We start from the raw sequence: 19,543 nt of genomic DNA on the forward strand, positions 1-19,543 counted from the left end.
TCAAGCGCCTGAAAGACTCTTGACGTGATACCATTTGGTATCCCATAAACTACAATACCAAATGGTATCACTATTGAGGTGACGAATGCAGACGCAAATTCAAAACGCGTTCCGCGCCCTTGCGGACCCGACCCGACGGGAGATCGTCCAGATCCTTGCCTCTGGCGACATGACGATCGCGCAGCTGACCGATCAGTTCGATATGACCCGTGCAGCGGTCAAAAAGCACCTGACTGTTCTTTCCGATGGCGGCCTCATCACCGTCGAGGCACGTGGACGTGAGCGCATTAACCGGCTGGAGCCGAATGGAATGGCCCCCATCCTCGACTGGTTCAGCTATTTTGACCAGTTCTGGGATGATCGCCTGAATAATCTGAAGGAAGCTATTGAAAGGAATAAAAAATGACGAATGCAGTTCTGCAAAAACAGATTTTCCTGAGGGCCACGCCGGAAACCGTATGGGCCTATTTGACCGAACCCGCCCGCTTGGCAGAGTGGTTTCACAAACCAGAGCGTCCGTTGGCCACCGGTCAGAAACTTGAGATGTTCGGGACTACCAGTGGCGATCTTCTGATCTGGGGTGAGGTACGCGCTGCCCGTCCGCCCGAATATCTGGAATATACATTCACCATCAAACCCATGGGAGACGCTGTTAGTGTCGTAAAATGGACGCTGGACCCTGTACCGGGCGGTACCCGGCTGGGCTTGGTTCACGAAGGGCTGCCGCAAGGCGCAGAGGCATTTGGCCTGATCCTTGCACTCGATGACGGTTGGGACGAACATTTGGGCAAGATGCGCAATGCGCTGCACGAAACTGTTGACGCCTGACCCCTTGTGCAAACCCGCCGCAACCCCTACTTAGGCCCGTGGCGGGTTCTGCCCTTCTTGTGATTGGTAGCATTCTGGTGGCCTTAAGCAATTCCGAGGGGGCTGGCTCTGTTCAGGTCCTGGCCTGATTACCTGGCGCCCACCTGTACATACAGGTCCTCGGGAATCACACCGCACGGTTGACTGGCGGTCCCGCCACATAAACTTATCTCTCGCCCGGTCTGGGAGAGTCTTCATTTTCCGAAATAGGTTGGCTCAGCCCTTGTCCACCGCAACGCGGGCGGGTTCGAACTTGGCCGCAACGGGTGTACCGCGCCTGGGGCCTGATGGCTTTTCCGCCAAGCTCATGATCGCGTAGGCGAACTGAACACCGGCGAACACGATGCCGTTCATGAACCAGATCATTGCCAGAGCGATCAACCCGATCTCGGATCCGAAAATCAGGCCGCGCAAGTTGGCCACGTTCAGGGCCAGCAGCACCCCGACAAACAGGGCCGAGATGACAAATCCCCATGCAACTTGCGTGATGTAAAGGCGGATCAGTTTGGGCACGACAAAGCTCCTTGTCTGATACCGTGATGATAGCGCATGGTCGTGCTGAGTAAACCGCGGCCTCAACGGGTGCGACACTATATTCGGAGTCTCTATGAATGCCCTCAGCCTGTTCACGTTGGATCTTCTCGAAGAACTTTCTCTGCGCCATGATGATCAGGAACGTTGGGAGTTCACGTTAGACCGTCTGAATGAGATCGGGTTTAACGCCCTGAACATGCTTTGTTTTACACCCGAGACTGGCGCCATTCATTGGGTTCGAAGTTCAATGTCCAAAGGTTGGCTGAACCGCTATGACAGCCAAGGTTACGCCGAAGCAGATCCGATGCTGGCGCAGGTTCAAAATGGCAAGGAAAGCCTCTACGTGCAGGCCGCAAGCCTCCGATCCGCGGACGGCCATTCCTCCAAGGCGCTGGGTCTGAACCACGATCTGGAAAAGGCCGGATATATTCACCTTTACTCTCTGGTGGTTCCCTGCCCCGACAACGAGGCCAAGCTTGTGGTTCTGTCATCGGACAGACCGGACGCCCAGGTTCAGATGACTGAACGGCAGCGCGAAATGCGTGTCCTGGCAACCGTGCTGGCCACCAATCTGGGATCGGATATCCCCAGCAATCACGGTCGTGTGTACGACATCGCCAGCATTGCTCCAACCGCTCCGGACCTGACGCCACGAGAGCTGCAGGTCCTGAACCTTTTGGCTCTTGGGCACCGAAACGATAGAATCGCCGAACTTTTGAACCTCTCGGAAGTTACGGTACGAACCCATTTGAAGAATGCGCGCGAAAAATTGAGAGCCCCGACCCGAGAATCCGCACTGGTCCGTGCGATGCAACTTGGCCTGATCAATCCGCCGGGCTATCGGAATCGATAGGTGGCACGCCGGCTACGTTCCGGTAAAATGTTGGTGTCTTTGGAAAAAACTGTGAGTGGTGGAGGCCGAAGACTTGTTTGAACAAGTGTATTTTTAGATTTCAGGCGCAGCGCTTTGTGTGGCTGCGCCTTATTCTTTTGGACTAAGGCTTTACTCAAAACGCCTCTGGCTGCGCCTCGCGGGCCATGTGATCCAAAACTGCGTTGACGAATTTCGGTTCTTTACCTTCCGGGAAGAACGCGCGCGCCACATCAACGAACTCGGTGATGACGACCTTTGGTGGCGTATCGCCTTGGGTCAGTTCGGCCCCGGCTGCACGGAAGGTGGCGCGCAGGGTCGGGTCAATGCGCGCGATGGGCCATTTGGCGACCAAAGCGCGGTCGGTCATCTGGTCAATCGGTGCCTGATAATTCACCGCGTCTTCAACCAACTTGCGGAACACGCGGATATCGCCGTCCAGCATTTCCTCACCCTCATAGACAGCGCCAAACCGATGATCCAAAAACTCGTTCACGACTGCTTCCGTCGTTTGGCCCGATTGCTCCATCTGGAACAGCGCCTGCACGGCATAAAGCCGGGCGGCGGATTTCATCAGGCGTTTCTGGTTGGCCGGTTTCGGCGCGTCTGTCTGGGTCATGCTGTCGTGGGTCCGTTGTTGTCGCCCGCCACAAGGATGGACTCGGACGGCGGCTTGAACCCGACGCCCTTTTTGGAAGAGCCCCACTTACGGCTGAGTGCGATCAGATGCAAGGCCGCAGCGGCCGCACCACCACCTTTATTCATCTTTTTAGGATTTGCGCGGACTTCGGCCTGATCGTCATTTTCGACCGTCAGGATGCCATTCCCAATAAGAAGACCCTGCAGACCCATCAACTGGATCGCCCGGCTCGAGTCGTTGCACACCGTTTCATAGTGCGTGGTCTCGCCACGAATGACACAGCCCAGCGCCACGTAGCCATCATAGTTGCACTGGCGATCTGCCATGGCGATGGCGGTCGGGATTTCAAGCGCGCCCGGAACCTCAACAACTTCGCAGGTACCGCCAGCGGCTTCGATCTCGGCCATGGCACCAGTAACCAGATTGTCGGCAATGGCGCGATAGAACGGGGCCACCACGATCAAGAGTTTCACAGGCTTGTCGAATGTCGGCGTTGGCAGTACGCCATGTTTGTCTTGTTCAGCCACGATCAATCATCCTTGAGAATGGAACGGGTTCCGACGATGGAGATTCCAAACGCGTCGAGACCCAGATATTTCGTTTCCGGTGTATCGGTCAGCAACACCAGTTCCTGGATACCCAACTTGGACAGGATCTGCGCCCCTAGACCGGTTTGCTTGATGGTGCGCGGGCCTTCGTCATCGGTTGCGTATAGCGCGTTGCGCGGTTCACGAAACAGGCAAACCACGCCGCGTCCTTCGGCGGCGATCTTTTCCATAGCACGCGGCAGTTCCTGCGGCGATTTTGGACCCAGGCCCAGAACATCAGGCGCTTCATGCAGTGCATGGGTTCGTGTCAAAACCGGCTCGGGCGTGGTGATGTCACCCTTGATCATGACGACATGTTCGATGCCATGTGTCTGATCTGTGAACAGGCGCATTTCCCATTCGCCGCCATATTCTGACGCCACCGTCCTGCGCGAGGTTTCGACAACCAGATTGTCGTTGCGCGAGCGATACGTGATCAGGTCGCTGATCGTGCCGATCTTCATGTCATGTTCTTTGGCGAACGCGACCAGATCAGGCAGGCGCGCCATGGTGCCGTCGGGCTTCATGATCTCGCAAATCACCCCTGAGGGGTTCAACCCGGCAAGCCGAGAGATATCGACCGCCGCCTCTGTATGACCGGCGCGCACCAGCACCCCGCCCCGTTTGGCGCGCAGCGGAAAGATATGACCCGGTGTCGCGATATGCGCCATCGTGTTCTGTTCGTTGATTGCTGTTTCAACGGTCAGCGCGCGATCTGCTGCCGAGATGCCGGTTGACACGCCTTCGCGCGCCTCGATGGAAACGGTAAACGCGGTTTCATGACGGGATGAGTTGTTCACAGCCATCATCGGCAGGCCAAGGGCGTCGACGCGCTCTGCCGTCATCGGCAGGCAGATCAACCCGCGCCCATGGGTGGCCATAAAGTTGATCGCCTCGGCATCCGCAAACTCGGCCGCGATGACCAGATCACCCTCGTTCTCGCGATCTTCATGATCGACCAGGATATACATCCGGCCCTTGCGCGCCTCTTCGATGATATCTTCGATCGGGCTGATCGCGTCGCGCAGCTGGGCCTCGACGGGACCGGGGGTTTCAAAGCTCATGGGGCAGCCTTTCACAAGAGCGTGTCTGGACGGCTGGATAGACCACAAAGCGCTCAAATACCAGAGCGCTTGCGGCCACGGATCGTCAAAACGCGGCGTCGAAACCGTTGGGTCAGGACATCTCGGCCAAACGGGCGACGTACCGCGCCAACGTGTCAATCTCGAGGTTCACCTGATCACCGACCGAGACATCGCCCCATGTTGTCACCTCTTTGGTGTGGGGGATGAAATTGATCCCGAAATCGCAACCGTCGACATCATTTACCGTCAGCGAGGTTCCGTTCAGCGCAACTGATCCTTTAGGCGCGACAAAGCGGGCCAATTCCTTGGGCGCGCGCAACGTTACTCGGGTGCTGTCGCCTTCGTCCTGCAGGGCAACAACCTCGGCCACGCCGTCGATATGGCCGGAAACGATGTGCCCCCCCAGTTCGTCCCCAACCTTGAGGGCGCGTTCAAGGTTCACGCGTTTGCCAACTTGCCATGTGTTCAGATTGGTTTTCGACACCGTCTCGGCGCTGATCTGCACATCGTACCAATCATCCCCAAGGGCAATCACAGTCAGACAGACGCCGTCACTGGCGATGGATGCGCCAATATCAATACCCACAGTGTCATAGCCCGTTTTGATCCGGGCACGCAGATCCCCTTGCTGGTCCAACTCGGTAACAATTCCGATATCGGTGACGATCCCTGTGAACATTGCTTTCACCCTTAGCTTATAACCTGTGCGTATGTGTAACCGCCGAGGTAAGCCCAAGAAACGCTGCGGGCAAGCCCTGCCTTGCCCGGATTGATGTATACAGGCATAATTTTGGTACCAAACGATAAAGAGCAGTCCCGGATGCATCCACTCACCTCGCGCTCGCATCGCCGTGTATTCCTGTTTTTGCAGGGACCGCATGGCCCTTTCTTTAGCGCACTGGCACGCGCTTTGCGCGCCGCCGGGGCTGATGTTTTGCGCGTGGGGTTTAATGCGGGCGATCAGGCGTTCTGGTTTGACCGCAGCACCTACATCCCGTTTTTGGACAATTCCGAGCAATGGCCCGAAACCCTTAGGGAACTGATCCGGTCACAGTCGGTCACAGATATCGTCCTATACGGCGACACCCGTCCGGTTCATGCCAATGCTGTGGATATTGCGCGCGAAATGGGAGTGACTGTCCATGTTTTCGAAGAGGGGTATCTGCGCCCGTGGTGGGTCACTTACGAACGGAACGGATCAAATGGACACTCACGACTGATGTCTTTGGACGTCGCGCAGATGCAGGATGCGCTTGACCAGTCCGAGGCGCTGGTTCCACCGCCACCATCCCATTGGGGCGATATGCGGCAACACATATTCTACGGCGCGCTTTATCACTGGTTTGTCCTGTTCCTTAACCGGAGGTACTCCAACTTCAAGACGCACCGGGAATTGCCTGTTTCAAAAGAGTTTCGCCTGTACTTCAAACGACTTGCACTGATGCCTTTCCACAGGATTAGGCGTCGCTGGGCCACCATGCGCGTTCGGCAAAACGGTGCACCCTATCACTTGGCCCTGTTGCAACTGGGTCATGACAGTTCGGTGCAGGCCCATTCAAACTATACCTGCATGTCGGATTTTCTGAAGCATGTCATATCAGGTTTCGCCAAAGGCGCTCCGGCCCATCACCTTCTGGTTCTGAAGGAACATCCGCTCGAAAACCACCGCGAGCCGCTGCGCCGCAAGGCGCGCGAAATAGCCCGCGCGCACCAAGTGGCGGATCGCGTGCACTACGTTCCCGGCGGCAAACTGGCCGGATTGCTGGATGACGCGAACACAGCAGTGACGATCAATTCCACAGCCGGTCAACAAGTTTTGTGGCGCGGAATCCCGTTGCGCAGTTTTGGAAAGTCCGTCTACGACAAACCCGAGTTTGTCTCGCAACAACCCATTGCCCAGTTCTTTGCCGACCCGGACGTACCAGACCACGAATCCTACCAAGCTTACCGGAAATTTCTATTGAAAACCAGCCAGTTACCCGGCGGCTTTTATTCGCTGCGTGGGCGACGGCAACTGCTGCGCCGCGCCACCGACATGCTGCTGCAGGCGCATGACCCCTATCAGTCCGTTCTGTCCGACAACGAGGCGTCGACGCCACAGTTGAAACTCGTCGATTAAGCCGGGTTGGTTGGTGCTGGATGTTGGACCCCGAACAAGTTAACTTGACGCAAACAAAAGACGACTGAGGATAATCGGCAGTGCAGTGCTTTCCAATTCGCTGGGTGCGAGGGGCCGCCCTTGTGGCTGTATGTGGCGTACTGGCCGCGTGCCAGCTCCCTAAATCTGGCCCCAACAAATCCGAGATTCTGGCCGGTTCAGTGGAAAATGGTGGCAATGCCTTCGTCGTTGAGGTGGATGACAGAATCGCGCGAGCGACATCAAAAATCCCCCAATTCGGTTTTTCGTCCTCCTTCACCAGCGCGCAGAGCCTGACGGCGGATACCGTTCGCCCTGGCGACGTGTTGGGATTGACGATCTGGGAAAATGTCGATGATGGTCTGCTGTCAGGTGACGTCAGCTCTGCCACATCACTCAATGAGGTTCAGGTTGACGCCGATGGCTTCATCTTTGTGCCCTATGCAGGGCGTGTGCGCGCCTCTGGAAACACGCCCGAGCAACTGCGTCAAATAATTACTGAAAAATTGCAGGATCAGACGCCTGACCCTCAAGTTGAAGTCCGCCGGGCTGCGGGAGATGGTGCGACCGTTTCACTAACAGGAAGCATTGGGTCGGCGGGGATCTATCCAATTGAACTTCCTACCCGTACCCTCTCAGGCATGCTGTCACGTGCGGGTGGCGTATCCGTTGGTTCCGACATAGCGCTTGTGACGCTGCTCAGGGGCAACCAAAAAGGGACAGTCTGGTACGACGATCTGTTCAGCAACCCCAAGCTGGATGTCGCACTGCGTGGCGGGGATCGCATTCTGGTTGAAGCCGACAGCCGGTCGTACATTGCACTTGGCGCAACCGGTGGTCAGTCTCGGGTTGCATTTGACACTCAGGACCTTTCGGCGCTCGAAGCCTTGGCGCAGGTTGGCGGATTGCTGCCCCTGTCCTCGGATCCGACCGGCATTTTCGTGTTGCGAAAGGAACGTCAGGACATTGCTCGTTCAGTGATGGGGCGTTCGGACCTGCAGGGCGATCAGCGCATGATTTACCTGCTGAACCTGACGGCCCCCAACGGGCTTTTCATTGCACGGGATTTCGTGATCCGTGACGATGACACAATCTATGTGACCGAAGCACCATATGCGCAGTGGACAAAGTCTATTTCCCTGATCTCCGGCGGCCTTACTCCGCTGGCCAATGTCGCCACGCTGACAGGCAACTGATGTCGCCTGAAACAACAGCCGGGTCTGAACGTACCCGGCTGCTTGTCTACAATGGTGGTTTCCTGACATCCCGCCGAATTCGCCGAATATTGTCCCTGTCCGGTTACGACATCCGGATTGGCCTGCCAAAAGGCGGTGATGCCGTCGGGGTTTGGGGCAATAGCCCGACGGCCCATCGCGGCCTTGCTGTCGCGGATCGGCACAATGCCCCGGTGCTGCGCGTTGAAGACGCCTTTCTTCGGTCTTTGCATCCAGGCCGCAGCGGAGAGCCGCCTCTTGGCCTGTTGCTTGATCGGTCCGGACTGCATTTCGACGCGGCCCAGACGTCCGATCTGGAAACATTATTGGCCACTCATCCGTTGGATAACACCGCCCTGCTAAACCGCGCACGAGGCGGGATCGAACGGATGCGCGAGCTGCATCTTAGCAAATACTCGGCCTTTGATCTGACCGCTCCGCCCCCTGACCCTGGCTATGTACTGGTGGTTGATCAGGTCCGCGACGACGCGGCTGTGACGGCCAGCGCCGGGGATGAGGCCCGGTTTCGCGAAATGCTGGTCATGGCGCAGGAAGAGAATCCCGGCGCCAAAGTTCTGATCAAGACACATCCCGACACCATCGCCGGGCATCGTTCAGGTTATTTCTCCACCGCTGACCAATCCGATCGCGTCTCGGTCATCAGCACACCGGTCAGCCCGTGGTCTTTGTTGGAAGGTGCGGTTGGCGTTTACACCCTATCCTCACAGATTGGGTTCGAGGCAATTTTGGCCGGGCATAAACCGCGTGTTTTCGGCCAGCCCTTCTATGCAGGCTGGGGGCTGACGCAGGATGAAGCACACCTGCCACGCCGCCAACTCAACCTGACGCGCGCGCAATTGTTCGCTGCAGCGATGATCCTCTATCCGACCTGGTACGATCCATACCGGGACCAGCTGTGCGAGCTGGAAACCGTTCTGGACACGCTGGAGGCGAGAACCCGCGCCTGGCGGCAGGATCACAAGGGCTGGACGGCCTCGGGTATGCGCCTGTGGAAACGCAAACACCTGCAACGGATGTTTGGGCGCGAGAAAACGGTCCTCTTCACTGACGATCGACCAGCGCAATCAGATCGCCCTCACATGGTCTGGGCAAGTAAAGCCAAGGGCACGGAAAGTGCCGTCCGGGTCGAAGATGGATTTCTGCGCTCGCGCGGGCTGGGCGCAGATCTTGTTCCTCCCCTGTCATTGGCAACGGACAATCAGGGGATTTACTACGACCCGACGCATCCCAGCCAACTGGAAGGGTTTATTGCCGCCCGGGAAACTCTGCGGCTAGATCAGGAATTGCGTGTCGAAAGGTTGATCGCTCAAATCGTGTCCGCCCAAATCACCAAGTACAACACAGGGGTCGGCGCACCGGATTTGCCAGTTGGGCATCGCATACTGGTGCCCGGTCAGGTCGAAGACGATGCTTCAATCCAGTTGGGCACCAGCACTGTTCGCACAAATACCGATCTGTTACGCGTCGTGCGCGAGGCTAACCCAAACGCCATTCTGGTCTACAAACCGCACCCCGATGTCGAAGCGGGCCTGCGCGATGGGGCAATCGAGGCCGCAGACCTCGCCGATGTCATCGCCACCCATTGCGACCCGGCAGCTCTGCTGCCGCAGGTCCAAGAAGTCTGGACCATGACCTCATTGCTGGGGTTTGAGGCTTTGATGCGCGGTGTCAGTGTTACCACCCTGGGCGCGCCTTTCTATGCGGGTTGGGGGCTGACAAACGATTTGGGAACCGTCCCAGTCCGCAGGGGCGCTCGACCACCGGTTTTAGGTTTGGTCCACGCGGCGCTGATCGACTATCCCCGGTACTTGGACCCTGTGACAGGTGAGCCCTGTCCCGTAGAAGTTGCGGTTGAACGGCTGTCACAAGGTGCTGCACCCGCAGGCGGTCCACTGCTTCGAGTTCTATCAAAACTACAAGGCGCATTCGCGACCCATGCACATATCTGGCGTCGTTAACGCAGCACCCGCGCCCAACGGTGCATGATGTCCGGCCCGATGACCTGGGTCTCGATCAACTCAAAACGCGGGGCATTGTCCAACTTGTCCAGCCCCAGCGTACCGATGGCTGACAACCCTTCGGCACCGATTGCAAGCCCGGCGGTGAACCCGACCAATTCATCGACCATATCCGCGGCAAGTAACGACGCGGCCAAAGCCGCTCCGCCCTCGCAGAACACGCGGGTCAGACCTGCTTTACCCAACCGCTGCAACAAGTCCGCTGCATCGATCTGGTGGTCGTCCAGCGCGCAGGGCAGCAAGCGCGCGCCCAGCCCTTCCCACGCGCGGGCACGCTCGGCATCCGGGGATGGGCCATGACATAGCCAAACGGGAACCTCTGCTGCAGTGCGTGCCAGCTGCCCCAATAAGGGAATGTCCAAATGGCGCGAGACCACAATTCGCACAGGCTGAGCGTCGACCCCAATATCCCGAACGGTCAGGGATGGGTCATCGGCGCGCGCGGTTCCCGCCCCGACCATCACCGCATCATGACGCGCACGCATGGCATGCACCGCACGCCGCGCCTTTGGGCCGGTGATCCATTGGCTATGCCCCGTCGCGGTGGCAATGCGCCCGTCAAAACTGCTGGCCAGTTTCAGGGTGACGAAAGGGCGCCCCTGTTCGGTTTTCAGGAAGAACCCCGCAAGATCCTGGGCTGCTTGGTCGGCCAGAACACCGGTGACAACTTCGATCCCCGCCTCGCGCAGCATGGCAAAGCCCTGCCCCGCAACACGCGGATCGCTGTCTTCGATGGCCGCGACAACACGGGCCACACCGGCAGCAATCAGGCCCTCGGCGCATGGGGGTGTTTTGCCGTGGTGGGCGCAGGGTTCAAGCGTGACATAGGCCGTTGCACCCCGCGCCGCGTCTCCGGCCTGTGCCAGCGCTTGGGGTTCGGCGTGTGGGCGGCCACCCGGCTGGGTCCAGCCGCGCCCCATAATGCGCTCATCACGCACGATCACGCAACCGACGGCTGGGTTTGGCCAGCACGTTCCTTGACCGCGCCGCCCCAAAGACAGGGCAAGCGCCATATATCGCTTATCTGTTTCGCTCACTCGTCCGTCGAAGGCTGCGGCGGGCGCAGTTCGTGGACAAACTCCTCGAAGTCATCGGCCGCCTGGAAATTCTTGTATACGCTCGCAAAGCGAACATAGGCGACGGTGTCGATCCGCGCCAGAGCTTCCATGACGATCTCGCCAATTTTGCTGGACGGGATGTCGGTCTCACCCATGCTTTCCAGACGACGCACAATTCCAGAAATCATCTGGTCAATACGTTCCGGATCAATCGGGCGTTTCTGCATCGAAATGCGGATCGAACGCTCCAACTTGTCCCGATCGAAGTCTTCGCGTTTGCCGTTGGTTTTGATGACCACCAAGTCACGCAGTTGGACACGTTCGTAGGTCGTAAAACGTCCGCCGCAAGCAGGGCAGAACCGGCGTCTGCGGATCGCAACGTGATCCTCTGCCGGGCGTGAATCTTTGACTTGAGTATCGATATTTCCGCAAAACGGGCAGCGCATCCACCGTCTCCTCGTCCCTGGTTCCGCCTCTTTTTGTAAGCACTACGACTTACTTATCCACAACTATAGGGTAGCCGCTAGGATTTGGGTAGTCGGAAATTTCCACCGCAACATAAAGGGGTCAGGCGAAGTGCGCAGCGACCTTTCGCACATGCGCTGCGGTGCGGTGTTCAAACAGGTAAATGCCCTGCCATGTTCCCAGCACCGGTTGCCCCGCGGACACGGGAACAGAAAGCGAAACAGGCAAGAGAGCCGCCTTGATATGGGCGGGCATGTCGTCTGGGCCTTCGTAGGTATGGCGCAGATAGGCCATAGCGGGGTTGTCGGACGGCGGCACCAAACGTTCAAAAAATGCGTGCAGATCTGTTTGCACCTCAGGATCAGCATTTTCCTGAATGGTCAGCGAACAGGACGTATGTCGTACGAAAAGCGTAAGTAATCCATCGCCTGAGACCGAGTTAAGCCAGTTGCGCACGTCCCGGGTAAATTCGTACAACCCTGGTCCGTTCGTCGAAATAATAAACTCGTTCTGCATATGGCGATCAGTCCTCGATCAGTCGCGGAACGGGCGGATGTTGCAACGTCCGTTTGCCCCCTGAACCGACATGCTTTCGCCAGCCTTAAAGCCGACCGAGATCGAGCTGCTTTGCTGGGCAACGTTTGTAGGTTGCTGCAGCGAGAATTGAACGGCTGTGCGGCGACCCGTCGCTTCGCTGGGGCCATAGCCGCGCCAGACGTAAATTCGCTGCTGCCAACCGGCACCCAAAGTTCGACGCGCATAGTCCGCAGCCGCGCACCAATACCCATCCACATCCTGTCGTGCCCGCGGGATCACTTCGAACACAATGTTGTTGACTGAAACCGTCTGATACCCGTTTCGTGCGGCCGAAGCCGACGACACTGGCACGGTCAGCAAGATCGCGGCGGAAACCGCCAAAGTCATAACCTTTTTCATAATCATACTCTCATTCGCTTCGAGGTAATTTTTCAAATAGTATACATTCTTACCGGGCAAAGCTGGTTCACAATCATTTCAGTTCAAGCTGGCCAGCGCGTGATCGTACGTAAGCCAGCCCTTGTACCGGATCAAGTCCCCGAAAAAGGGCATTCGGGCCGCAACATCAAACCGGAATCGTCCGTCATCATCCTGCCATTCCACGGTCTTTGATTGCGGCAGAAGCACCTTTGCGAAAGGTACTCGCAGCATGCTGAGGCGCAGGATCTGGATCTCTAACCGCTCGTTCGCAACAACCGGTTTCAGCCAAACGCAAACCTGTCCAAACTGCTCGCGGACGCATCCCATGTCCTGGTCCAAAGTCAGCTGCGATCGGGTGATGTGACCATCGAAATCGCGCGTCCAGATCCAGGCGCTCCCTTCTTTCTCGACGCCGAGCCGCACCGGGATATCGTCGCCCCCAAACGGCATACCGGCAAAGCGCAACGCGAGTTTGGCCAGCCATCCCCTGCCCGGCGTGACCGAACATCGCCCGGAATAAAACCCGCCCGTACTATGCAATGCCTGCAACGCTTTGGGCAGGCTTGTTCCCATCGGCAACGTTTGCAAAAAAGGATCAGGCTGCACTCAGAACCCCTCGGGCAGGAAACGAGCCCGCAGAGCTTTGTCCGGGACCATGCAGGTCGGTGAACGTCCAAAGATGGCATACCGGTTTCTGGCGATCGCGTAGTACAGTGGGTCTTTGATGATACTTGGAAAGTATTTGCAGATCGAAAGAGCACGCCAGAACCCTGGCAGCTTGTGCATCGCGGCAGCGAAAGCATCCAACCGTTGATGCACCACGCCATCGGTCACAACGAGATTGGTTTCAAAATCCCGGGTCGGCAGTCCAAGTTCTTTGTATAGCCTTTGTCCCAAAGGCGATTGCGCGGTGGCAAATTTGAACCGCTGCGCCTTGTCCCGGGCAACCATGAAACGAAAAAACCCCGAGCACAGAGCGCATTCGCCGTCAAAGACGATGAAATCCTGACCATCCGCCGCATCTGTTGCCAGTTTGGTCATGCCAGTTACGCTCGCTATCCCGTTTTGACGCACATTCGCATCACTGCGCATTTCGGGCAATGCGACACTGGGCCATCTTTGCGAATTGATATGTGTCGGGGAGCCGCGGGTCATCTGCGCGACAAGTTTCCTGGGCTCTGACCTCATCCCCACAAGGCTTAACCCGACAGCACGCGGAAAATACGTATGACACCCACTGTAGGCTTGCGAAATTCTGCCATTGTTATTTGAATAGATGACAGCGGCCGAAACAAAGGCCGCGAAATGAAATACGCTGCTAACTCGGGTTTGAACATGGACGTCGATATTGCCCGCATTCAAGTGTTGTCCAAAACACTAGATCAAAGGGCAGAAGATCCTTCGATTGGTGATCGCGTGCTGGCCAAATCCGGTCTGAGCCGCAGCGACATTGCGCCACCTGCAACAGCCTATAGCGCGCACAAAGAGGCGTTGTTTGTCCGCTACGCCTGCGACGCGCTGAATGACATCACCTTTTCGGCCAGTGCTGGGCTTGGCTTCAGGTCGTCCTCCAGCCTGACGGCGTATATCAGTAAATACTCGCGTGATCTGAAGCAGGTGATCGAAAACTCGTCGCGATTTCACGGGATGATAGACCCGGCGTTATACTTCAGTCTGCGCGTTTCTGGAAATTTTGCTTCAATCGAAGCCGACTGGAAGGATGCCAGTTTTGCCCGATATCACCGTCGTACCGAATTTTTGATTTTCGCGGCCCTCGCCCGCATTCGCTCGTTAACGCAGACAAGTTTCTTTCCCATAGAAATCCGCTTTCAGCACGAGGTCGGCGAAGCCGGAAAAGAGTTTCAGAAACTAGCGGGCTTTCCTGTGTCCTTTGGTGCAGAGCGGTTGGAAATAATACTGACGCTGTCCTCATTGGATCTGCCGGTGCCGACATATGACCCCTCTCTGCGCGAGCATCTTCTGTCATATGGCGATAGGGTTCAGGCCGAAAGTGACCAGCCCGCGCAAAAACTCAGGGCGCAAGTCGAGGGGTTGATCACCCGGTCTATGCCCGGCGCGATTATTCAAGCGGACGACGCAGCCTCGAACCTTGGGATGAGCCCGCGCACCTTTGCCAGGCGGTTGAATGATGAAGGCACAAGCTATCGTGAGATTGTCGAAGACTTGAGGTGCGATCTGGCGCAGACTTTTATCACCAACGGGATGCCCTTGTCGGAAATCGCCTATTCGCTGGGTTATGCGGATCAACCTGCGTTTTCTACGGCCTTCAAACGCTGGACCGGTCAGGCACCCAGCACGTTCCGCACTCGGTTGGGACCGTAACACGGAAAGGGTGGCCGGGGGTCGTCAGCGGCACAGCCTCGCCCCGGCCTGTCCCATGAGTGGACAAGGCAGAAATAGGGGCCACATCGCCGCATGACTTGTGAGTTCTCGCCAATTTGAGGTTTGAACCGGTCACCGTGATCAACGCGTGAACGGATAAGAAAAAGGCGCCTCGGTTGAGGCGCCTTTTCGATTACTGATCCAGGAAGGACCGCAGTTTGCGCGATCGGCTTGGATGTTTCAGTTTCCGCAGTGCTTTCGCCTCGATCTGACGAATACGTTCGCGGGTCACGCTGAATTGCTGGCCAACTTCTTCCAGAGTGTGGTCCGTGTTCATACCGATGCCAAAGCGCATCCGCAGAACACGTTCCTCACGCGGTGTAAGCGACGCCAGAACCCGGGTGGTCGTTTCCTTGAGGTTTTCCTGAATGGCGCTGTCTAAAGGCAGCACGGCATTCTTATCCTCGATGAAATCGCCCAGTTGGCTGTCTTCCTCGTCGCCAATCGGCGTTTCAAGGCTGATCGGTTCCTTGGCGATCTTCATCACCTTGCGAACCTTCTCCAGCGGCATCTGCAGCTTTTCGGCCAGTTCTTCCGGCGTCGGCTCACGTCCGATTTCGTGCAGCATCTGACGACCGGTCCGGACCAGCTTGTTGATCGTTTCGATCATGTGCACCGGAATACGGATCGTACGGGCCTGATCCGCGATGGAACGCGTGATCGCCTGACGGATCCACCAGGTCGCATAGGTCGAGAACTTGTACCCGCGGCGGTATTCGAACTTGTCCACCGCCTTCATCAGGCCAATGTTACCTTCCTGAATAAGATCAAGGAATTGCAGGCCACGGTTCGTGTACTTTTTGGCAATCGAGATCACCAAGCGCAGGTTGGCTTCGACCATTTCTTTCTTGGCCTGACGCGCCTCTTTCTCACCCTTTTGAACCTGCTGCACGATGCGGCGGAATTCAGGGATGTCCAAGCCGACATACTGACCGACCTGAGCCATATCGTTGCGCAGTTCCTCGACCTTGGCGGTCGAACGTTCGATGAACATCTGCCAACCCCGGCCCGGCTTTTCTGCCATCTCGGTCAGCCAGTTCGGGTCCAGTTCGCGCCCACGATAGGCGTCGATAAACTCACGACGGTTGATGCGCGCCTGATCCGCCAGTTTCACCATCGAGCTGTCCAGAGACATGATGCGACGGTTAATGCCGTACAGCTGGTCAATCAGCGCTTCAATACGGTTGTTGTGCAGATGCAGACCGTTCACCAGTTCTACGATCTCAGACCGCAGCTGTTGATAGGTCGCCTCTTGTTTTTCCGAGAACGTGTCGTCTTCGTTCAGGGTCGCCGAGATCCGGCTATCCTGCATTTCCGACAGCATCGAGAAGTCAGTCGAGATCCGTTCCAGCGTAGTCAGAACCTGATCTTTCAGCGCGGCTTCCATCGCGGCCAACGACATGTTGGCCTGCTCATCATCGTCATCGTCGTCGTCATTGTTCAGCGGGTTGCCGTCGGCATCCAGCTCGGGGCCGGTATCCTTGGCGGGTTTTGCCGCCTGAACCGCAGACGTGTCGACAACCGGCTCTTCGACATCCCCGTCTTCATCCAACTGGTTGCCAAACGTGGCCTCCAGATCGATGACATCGCGCAACAGAATGTCTTCGGACAACAATTCGTCGTGCCAGATGGTGATCGCCTGGAAGGTCAGCGGGCTTTCGCACAGACCGGCAATCATGGTGTTGCGACCGGCTTCGATCCGCTTGGCGATGGCAATCTCGCCTTCGCGGCTCAGCAGTTCGACGCTGCCCATCTCGCGCAAATACATGCGGACCGGGTCATCTGTGCGATCCAGCTTTTCAGCACCAGCACCCGCCAGCGCAACCTCTCGGTTGCTTTCTGCAGCAACCAGTTCGGTCGAGCCTTTGTTCTCTTCTTCCTCGGCCTCTTCATCTTCGATGATGTTGATGCCCATCTCGGACAGCATCGACATAACGTCTTCGATCTGTTCCGAACTGACCTGATCAGGCGGCAGAACCTGATTGAGCTGGTCGTAGGTGATGTAACCTTTCTCGCGGGCCTCGGCGATCATTTTCTTGACGTTGGCCTGGCTCATGTCCAGCGAGATTTCCTGTTCCTGCTCGTCGGATTTGCGGTCTTCGTTTGTATCCTTGGCGGCCATTCAATGCTCCTGCAGGGATGGGTGATTCGTTTGTACCGAATCATTAGCGCGTAGAAGTGATTCGGCCACCCGTTTACCCGTTTTTCTTTTCCAGTGCCTTACGAAAACACCACTTTAGCGACGTTTCCGTTCAAAATTGATGCCAGACATGATCGCCTGAAACGCGTCTTTCTCGTCGCGGTTGATTCGTGCGCCGTTATCGGCGATGTCAAAAACCGACCTATCCTCGTTCTGACTGCGGCTTGTGCGGTTACGCTCTTCGGCGGCCTGGGCCAGCCGGTATGTCAGCGCTTCATCAGCCAGATCAGACAGTTCCTCTGCAGCTTCGGCAATCTCGGCATCCAATCCCCGGAGCGCTTTGATTTTCGCGAGTTCCTCGGCCAGAGTCATCTCGGCCTTTTCGACGTCGCCTGGTTTGAACACACAAGGGATTACTGCGACATGGCGAAGGGCCAGCAGGTTTTCAAGGATTTCGCCGCCCAAAGTTTCAAAAATGTGGTCTTTCAGATGCTCTGGGTCGTCGATCGCATGTCGAAGGATGGCGGCGCGCAAGGCGGCATGATCGGGATCGTGGCACTCCATCTCTTCAAGTTGATGTTCGAATTGGACCACAACAGTGGGGTTCAGGATGGCGATTGCCAGAATCGCAGCCTCGCGCATCTGGATATCCGCAGTTTCTGAAGACGCCAGAAAAGATGAGCGCGCACCGGGGGTTGCTGGCTGTTTCGGAGGTTGCCACTTGCCGCGTGGCTGCCATTGGCGATTTTGCGGCTGACGTTGCGGGCGGAACAATTGCCAGCGCAGGTCTTTGATCTCTTGCCCGTAATGCGCCCGGATCGAGGGGTCGCGGATCAGTTTGATCTTGTCCCTCAGCGACTTATCCAACGCAGCTTTGCGTTCCGGGCTGTCGAACACCTTGCCCTCTGTCTCACGCTGCCACAGCAGCTTGACCATCGGAATCGCGCCTTCAAGCACTGTTTTCACGGCTGCCGGTCCCTCGGCTCGTAGTAAATCATCGGGATCCTTGCCCTCGGGCATCAGGGCAAAGCGCAGAGATTTCCCGGCCTCTAACAGTGGCAACGCCAGATCAACGGCCCGCATCGCGGCACGCAGGCCGGCCGTGTCGCCATCCAACGCGATGATCGGCTCATCCGAGATGCGCCACAGGAGTTGCAACTGATGTTCGGTGATCGCCGTGCCCAATGGGGCGACCGACGCCCCAAATCCAGCTTCGGCCAGGGCGATCACATCCATGTACCCTTCGGCCACGATCAGAGGTTGCCCTTTGCCTGCGGCCTGACGCGCAGGGCCGTGGTTATAAAGACTGCGCCCCTTGTCGAACAATTCCGTTTCGGGCGAGTTCAGGTATTTCGCATTGTCATTGGGGTCCATTGCCCGACCGCCAAACGCGATGCACCGCCCGCGCGGATCGCGGATAGGGTACATGATCCGATTGCGGAACGTATCATAAGGCTTTTTGCCCTTGTTCGAAGGTTTGGCCAGCCCGGCCCCAAGGATCAGGTCCTCGGCCACGTTCTTTCCGCGCAGGTGATCCCACAACCCTTGCCAGCCATCCGGCGCAAACCCGATCTCCCACCGGTCCAACGCCTGCGCATCCAATCCTCGACGCGTCAGGTAGTCTCGCGCCACGCCCCCTGCCCCGGTCTTGAGTTGCAAGCGGAAGAATTGCGCGGCCTGCTCCATGACGTCGGCCAGTTGCGACCGGCGATCCTGCTTTTCCTGCGCTTTCGGGTCGCGCGCGGGCATGGGCATGCCTGCCTCGCGCGCCAAAATCTCAACAGCTTCGATGAATGAGACATTCTCGGTCTCTTTCACAAAGCTGATCGCATCGCCTTTGGCGTGACAACCAAAGCAGTAATAAAACCCCTTTTGGTCATCTACGTGGAAGGACGCGGTCTTTTCGTGGTGAAACGGGCATGGCGCCCACATGTCCCCCTTGCCCTGATTGGACTTGCGCTGATCCCACATGACTTTGCGCCCGACGACCTGAGACAGGCTTAGGCGGGTGCGCAGTTCATCCAGAAATCCGGGGGGCAGTGACATGGGTCAAACCTGACAGAAACAAGAACGCGCGCCAAGGGTATGGCGCGCGTTTGTCCACAGGGAAATGATGGGGCTGTGGATTATTGCTGCAAACACAGCTCAAGCCAGGCGGCGCCCAGATCCTTTTTGCGCACGTCGCGCATCTTTTGTTCGTAGACCCAAGGCGCGATCAACGGGATGGCAGCATTGTAATTTTCGGGCCAAGTCGGGCTGGTTTCGGCAACTGCCTGGGGCACGTTGCGCTCTTTTACACGGTCCAGCCGTGCCTTCTGGATCGCCGCAACAACGTCTGCCTGATATTGGCAGCTTTGCTCTTTGGTCTCTTCCGCAGCTAATGGGGTAGCCAGCAAAGCGGCTGCAATGGCGATACGCAACATAGAAAACTCCGGTAATCGATTCTGTCGCTGCAGCTTACCTGTCGCAGGCACGGCCCGCCATTACCGTTTTCGGCGTATCTGCCGGGGTTGAGGCCGCCAACCCTGATTGTAGGGGTAGCCTGA

21 protein-coding genes are annotated in these 19,543 nt (G+C 57.3%); 7 read left to right on the forward strand and 14 right to left on the reverse strand.

The features are described 5' to 3' along the window. The first annotated feature begins 85 nt into the window (after positions 1 to 85). Together AC2FI9_RS07110 and AC2FI9_RS07115 are read left to right on the forward strand one after the other, a co-directional pair. Positions 86 to 406, forward strand: coding sequence for an ArsR/SmtB family transcription factor (locus AC2FI9_RS07110; protein ID WP_108858970.1), 321 nt, complete (start codon positions 86 to 88; stop codon positions 404 to 406). Next, on the forward strand, positions 403 to 828 hold the full coding sequence (locus AC2FI9_RS07115) for an SRPBCC family protein (protein ID WP_496766840.1): 426 nt from the start codon (positions 403 to 405) through the stop codon (positions 826 to 828). The genes AC2FI9_RS07110 and AC2FI9_RS07115 overlap by 4 nt, the downstream gene beginning before the upstream one ends. Positions 829 to 1,083: 255 nt before the next feature. Here the strand turns inward: AC2FI9_RS07115 and AC2FI9_RS07120 are convergent, their stop codons facing one another. Next, positions 1,084 to 1,380: a hypothetical protein gene (locus AC2FI9_RS07120; protein WP_496766841.1), complete on the reverse strand. Its 297-nt coding sequence runs from the start codon at positions 1,378 to 1,380 to the stop codon at positions 1,084 to 1,086. A 94-nt stretch (positions 1,381 to 1,474) separates the two neighbouring features. On the opposite strand from AC2FI9_RS07120, the gene AC2FI9_RS07125 reads away from it, so the two are divergent. Next, positions 1,475 to 2,254, forward strand: a complete 780-nt coding sequence (locus AC2FI9_RS07125; protein ID WP_472723479.1) for a helix-turn-helix transcriptional regulator — start codon at positions 1,475 to 1,477, stop codon at positions 2,252 to 2,254. Between the two features lie 154 nt (positions 2,255 to 2,408). Here the strand turns inward: AC2FI9_RS07125 and nusB are convergent, their stop codons facing one another. From nusB to AC2FI9_RS07145, 4 genes are all read right to left on the reverse strand, one after another. Beyond that, on the reverse strand, positions 2,409 to 2,891 hold the full coding sequence (gene nusB / locus AC2FI9_RS07130) for a transcription antitermination factor NusB (RefSeq protein WP_058274810.1): 483 nt from the start codon (positions 2,889 to 2,891) through the stop codon (positions 2,409 to 2,411). Continuing rightward, positions 2,888 to 3,439 (reverse strand): 6,7-dimethyl-8-ribityllumazine synthase, encoded by a 552-nt coding sequence (locus AC2FI9_RS07135; RefSeq protein ID WP_058277314.1) that lies wholly within the window; start codon positions 3,437 to 3,439, stop codon positions 2,888 to 2,890. The genes nusB and AC2FI9_RS07135 overlap by 4 nt, the downstream gene beginning before the upstream one ends. Before the next feature lie 2 nt (positions 3,440 to 3,441). Continuing rightward, the gene (ribB, locus tag AC2FI9_RS07140; protein WP_496766842.1) at positions 3,442 to 4,563 is read right to left on the reverse strand and encodes a 3,4-dihydroxy-2-butanone-4-phosphate synthase; all 1,122 of its coding nucleotides are present in this window, start codon (positions 4,561 to 4,563) and stop codon (positions 3,442 to 3,444) included. Positions 4,564 to 4,675: 112 nt separating this feature from the next. Next, positions 4,676 to 5,263 (reverse strand): riboflavin synthase, encoded by a 588-nt coding sequence (locus AC2FI9_RS07145; protein ID WP_496766843.1) that lies wholly within the window; start codon positions 5,261 to 5,263, stop codon positions 4,676 to 4,678. 141 nt (positions 5,264 to 5,404) lie between these two features. On the opposite strand from AC2FI9_RS07145, the gene AC2FI9_RS07150 reads away from it, so the two are divergent. The 3 genes from AC2FI9_RS07150 (at position 5,405) to AC2FI9_RS07160 (ending at position 9,914) form a co-directional block, all read left to right on the forward strand. Then, positions 5,405 to 6,703: a capsule polysaccharide biogenesis protein gene (locus AC2FI9_RS07150; RefSeq protein ID WP_496766844.1), complete on the forward strand. Its 1,299-nt coding sequence runs from the start codon at positions 5,405 to 5,407 to the stop codon at positions 6,701 to 6,703. Positions 6,704 to 6,783: 80 nt separating this feature from the next. Beyond that, positions 6,784 to 7,917 carry a polysaccharide biosynthesis/export family protein gene (locus AC2FI9_RS07155; protein ID WP_496766845.1) on the forward strand — a complete coding sequence of 378 codons (1,134 nt, stop codon included), beginning with the start codon at positions 6,784 to 6,786 and terminating at the stop codon, positions 7,915 to 7,917. Beyond that, entirely contained in the window at positions 7,917 to 9,914 is a 1,998-nt protein-coding gene (locus tag AC2FI9_RS07160; RefSeq protein WP_496766846.1) for a capsule polysaccharide biogenesis protein, read from the forward strand. Before AC2FI9_RS07155 ends, AC2FI9_RS07160 begins: the two co-directional genes overlap by 1 nt. Here AC2FI9_RS07160 and ribD read toward each other — a convergent pair. From ribD to AC2FI9_RS07190, 6 genes are all read right to left on the reverse strand, one after another. Next, positions 9,911 to 11,011, reverse strand: a complete 1,101-nt coding sequence (gene ribD, locus AC2FI9_RS07165) for a bifunctional diaminohydroxyphosphoribosylaminopyrimidine deaminase/5-amino-6-(5-phosphoribosylamino)uracil reductase RibD (RefSeq protein ID WP_496766847.1) — start codon at positions 11,009 to 11,011, stop codon at positions 9,911 to 9,913. The two genes, AC2FI9_RS07160 and ribD, sit on opposite strands and share 4 nt — an antisense overlap. Next, positions 11,008 to 11,478, reverse strand: a complete 471-nt coding sequence (gene nrdR / locus AC2FI9_RS07170; RefSeq protein WP_037307671.1) for a transcriptional regulator NrdR — start codon at positions 11,476 to 11,478, stop codon at positions 11,008 to 11,010. The genes ribD and nrdR overlap by 4 nt, the downstream gene beginning before the upstream one ends. A 121-nt stretch (positions 11,479 to 11,599) precedes the next feature. Further along, positions 11,600 to 12,013 carry a secondary thiamine-phosphate synthase enzyme YjbQ gene (locus AC2FI9_RS07175; protein WP_496766848.1) on the reverse strand — a complete coding sequence of 138 codons (414 nt, stop codon included), beginning with the start codon at positions 12,011 to 12,013 and terminating at the stop codon, positions 11,600 to 11,602. An 18-nt stretch (positions 12,014 to 12,031) separates the two neighbouring features. Then, positions 12,032 to 12,433: a hypothetical protein gene (locus AC2FI9_RS07180; RefSeq protein ID WP_496766849.1), complete on the reverse strand. Its 402-nt coding sequence runs from the start codon at positions 12,431 to 12,433 to the stop codon at positions 12,032 to 12,034. A 78-nt stretch (positions 12,434 to 12,511) separates the two neighbouring features. Beyond that, entirely contained in the window at positions 12,512 to 13,027 is a 516-nt protein-coding gene (locus tag AC2FI9_RS07185) for a DUF4166 domain-containing protein (protein WP_496766850.1), read from the reverse strand. A 33-nt stretch (positions 13,028 to 13,060) separates the two neighbouring features. Continuing rightward, positions 13,061 to 13,609 (reverse strand): thiol-disulfide oxidoreductase DCC family protein, encoded by a 549-nt coding sequence (locus AC2FI9_RS07190; protein ID WP_496766851.1) that lies wholly within the window; start codon positions 13,607 to 13,609, stop codon positions 13,061 to 13,063. A gap of 150 nt (positions 13,610 to 13,759) precedes the next feature. On the opposite strand from AC2FI9_RS07190, the gene AC2FI9_RS07195 reads away from it, so the two are divergent. Further along, positions 13,760 to 14,797: a helix-turn-helix domain-containing protein gene (locus AC2FI9_RS07195; RefSeq protein ID WP_496766852.1), complete on the forward strand. Its 1,038-nt coding sequence runs from the start codon at positions 13,760 to 13,762 to the stop codon at positions 14,795 to 14,797. 193 nt (positions 14,798 to 14,990) lie between these two features. Here AC2FI9_RS07195 and rpoD read toward each other — a convergent pair whose 3' ends face one another. The 3 genes from rpoD to AC2FI9_RS07210 form a co-directional block, all read right to left on the reverse strand. Next, on the reverse strand, positions 14,991 to 16,979 hold the full coding sequence (gene rpoD, locus AC2FI9_RS07200) for an RNA polymerase sigma factor RpoD (RefSeq protein ID WP_058277324.1): 1,989 nt from the start codon (positions 16,977 to 16,979) through the stop codon (positions 14,991 to 14,993). A gap of 114 nt (positions 16,980 to 17,093) precedes the next feature. Beyond that, positions 17,094 to 19,043 carry a DNA primase gene (dnaG, locus tag AC2FI9_RS07205; protein WP_496766853.1) on the reverse strand — a complete coding sequence of 650 codons (1,950 nt, stop codon included), beginning with the start codon at positions 19,041 to 19,043 and terminating at the stop codon, positions 17,094 to 17,096. Between the two features lie 80 nt (positions 19,044 to 19,123). Next, positions 19,124 to 19,420 carry a hypothetical protein gene (locus AC2FI9_RS07210; protein WP_496738824.1) on the reverse strand — a complete coding sequence of 99 codons (297 nt, stop codon included), beginning with the start codon at positions 19,418 to 19,420 and terminating at the stop codon, positions 19,124 to 19,126. Positions 19,421 to 19,543 lie beyond the last annotated feature (123 nt).

The sequence above is a fragment of the Ruegeria sp. CDSA246 genome, from assembly GCF_059611225.1.

What these genes read in the sequence shown, in the direction of transcription:
- AC2FI9_RS07110 (WP_108858970.1), top strand. Translation starts at nt 86, where the DNA reads ATGCAGACGCAAATTCAAAACGCGTTCCGCGCCCTTGCGGACCCGACC.
- AC2FI9_RS07115 (WP_496766840.1), top strand. Translation starts at nt 403, where the DNA reads ATGACGAATGCAGTTCTGCAAAAACAGATTTTCCTGAGGGCCACGCCG.
- AC2FI9_RS07125 (WP_472723479.1), top strand. Translation starts at nt 1,475, where the DNA reads ATGAATGCCCTCAGCCTGTTCACGTTGGATCTTCTCGAAGAACTTTCT.
- nusB (WP_058274810.1), bottom strand. Translation starts at nt 2,891, where the DNA reads ATGACCCAGACAGACGCGCCGAAACCGGCCAACCAGAAACGCCTGATG.
- ribB (WP_496766842.1), bottom strand. Translation starts at nt 4,563, where the DNA reads ATGAGCTTTGAAACCCCCGGTCCCGTCGAGGCCCAGCTGCGCGACGCG.
- AC2FI9_RS07145 (WP_496766843.1), bottom strand. Translation starts at nt 5,263, where the DNA reads ATGTTCACAGGGATCGTCACCGATATCGGAATTGTTACCGAGTTGGAC.
- AC2FI9_RS07150 (WP_496766844.1), top strand. Translation starts at nt 5,405, where the DNA reads ATGCATCCACTCACCTCGCGCTCGCATCGCCGTGTATTCCTGTTTTTG.
- AC2FI9_RS07160 (WP_496766846.1), top strand. Translation starts at nt 7,917, where the DNA reads ATGTCGCCTGAAACAACAGCCGGGTCTGAACGTACCCGGCTGCTTGTC.
- nrdR (WP_037307671.1), bottom strand. Translation starts at nt 11,478, where the DNA reads ATGCGCTGCCCGTTTTGCGGAAATATCGATACTCAAGTCAAAGATTCA.
- AC2FI9_RS07175 (WP_496766848.1), bottom strand. Translation starts at nt 12,013, where the DNA reads ATGCAGAACGAGTTTATTATTTCGACGAACGGACCAGGGTTGTACGAA.
- AC2FI9_RS07180 (WP_496766849.1), bottom strand. Translation starts at nt 12,433, where the DNA reads ATGAAAAAGGTTATGACTTTGGCGGTTTCCGCCGCGATCTTGCTGACC.
- AC2FI9_RS07185 (WP_496766850.1), bottom strand. Translation starts at nt 13,027, where the DNA reads ATGGGAACAAGCCTGCCCAAAGCGTTGCAGGCATTGCATAGTACGGGC.
- AC2FI9_RS07190 (WP_496766851.1), bottom strand. Translation starts at nt 13,609, where the DNA reads ATGACCCGCGGCTCCCCGACACATATCAATTCGCAAAGATGGCCCAGT.
- AC2FI9_RS07195 (WP_496766852.1), top strand. Translation starts at nt 13,760, where the DNA reads ATGAAATACGCTGCTAACTCGGGTTTGAACATGGACGTCGATATTGCC.
- rpoD (WP_058277324.1), bottom strand. Translation starts at nt 16,979, where the DNA reads ATGGCCGCCAAGGATACAAACGAAGACCGCAAATCCGACGAGCAGGAA.
- dnaG (WP_496766853.1), bottom strand. Translation starts at nt 19,043, where the DNA reads ATGTCACTGCCCCCCGGATTTCTGGATGAACTGCGCACCCGCCTAAGC.
- AC2FI9_RS07210 (WP_496738824.1), bottom strand. Translation starts at nt 19,420, where the DNA reads ATGTTGCGTATCGCCATTGCAGCCGCTTTGCTGGCTACCCCATTAGCT.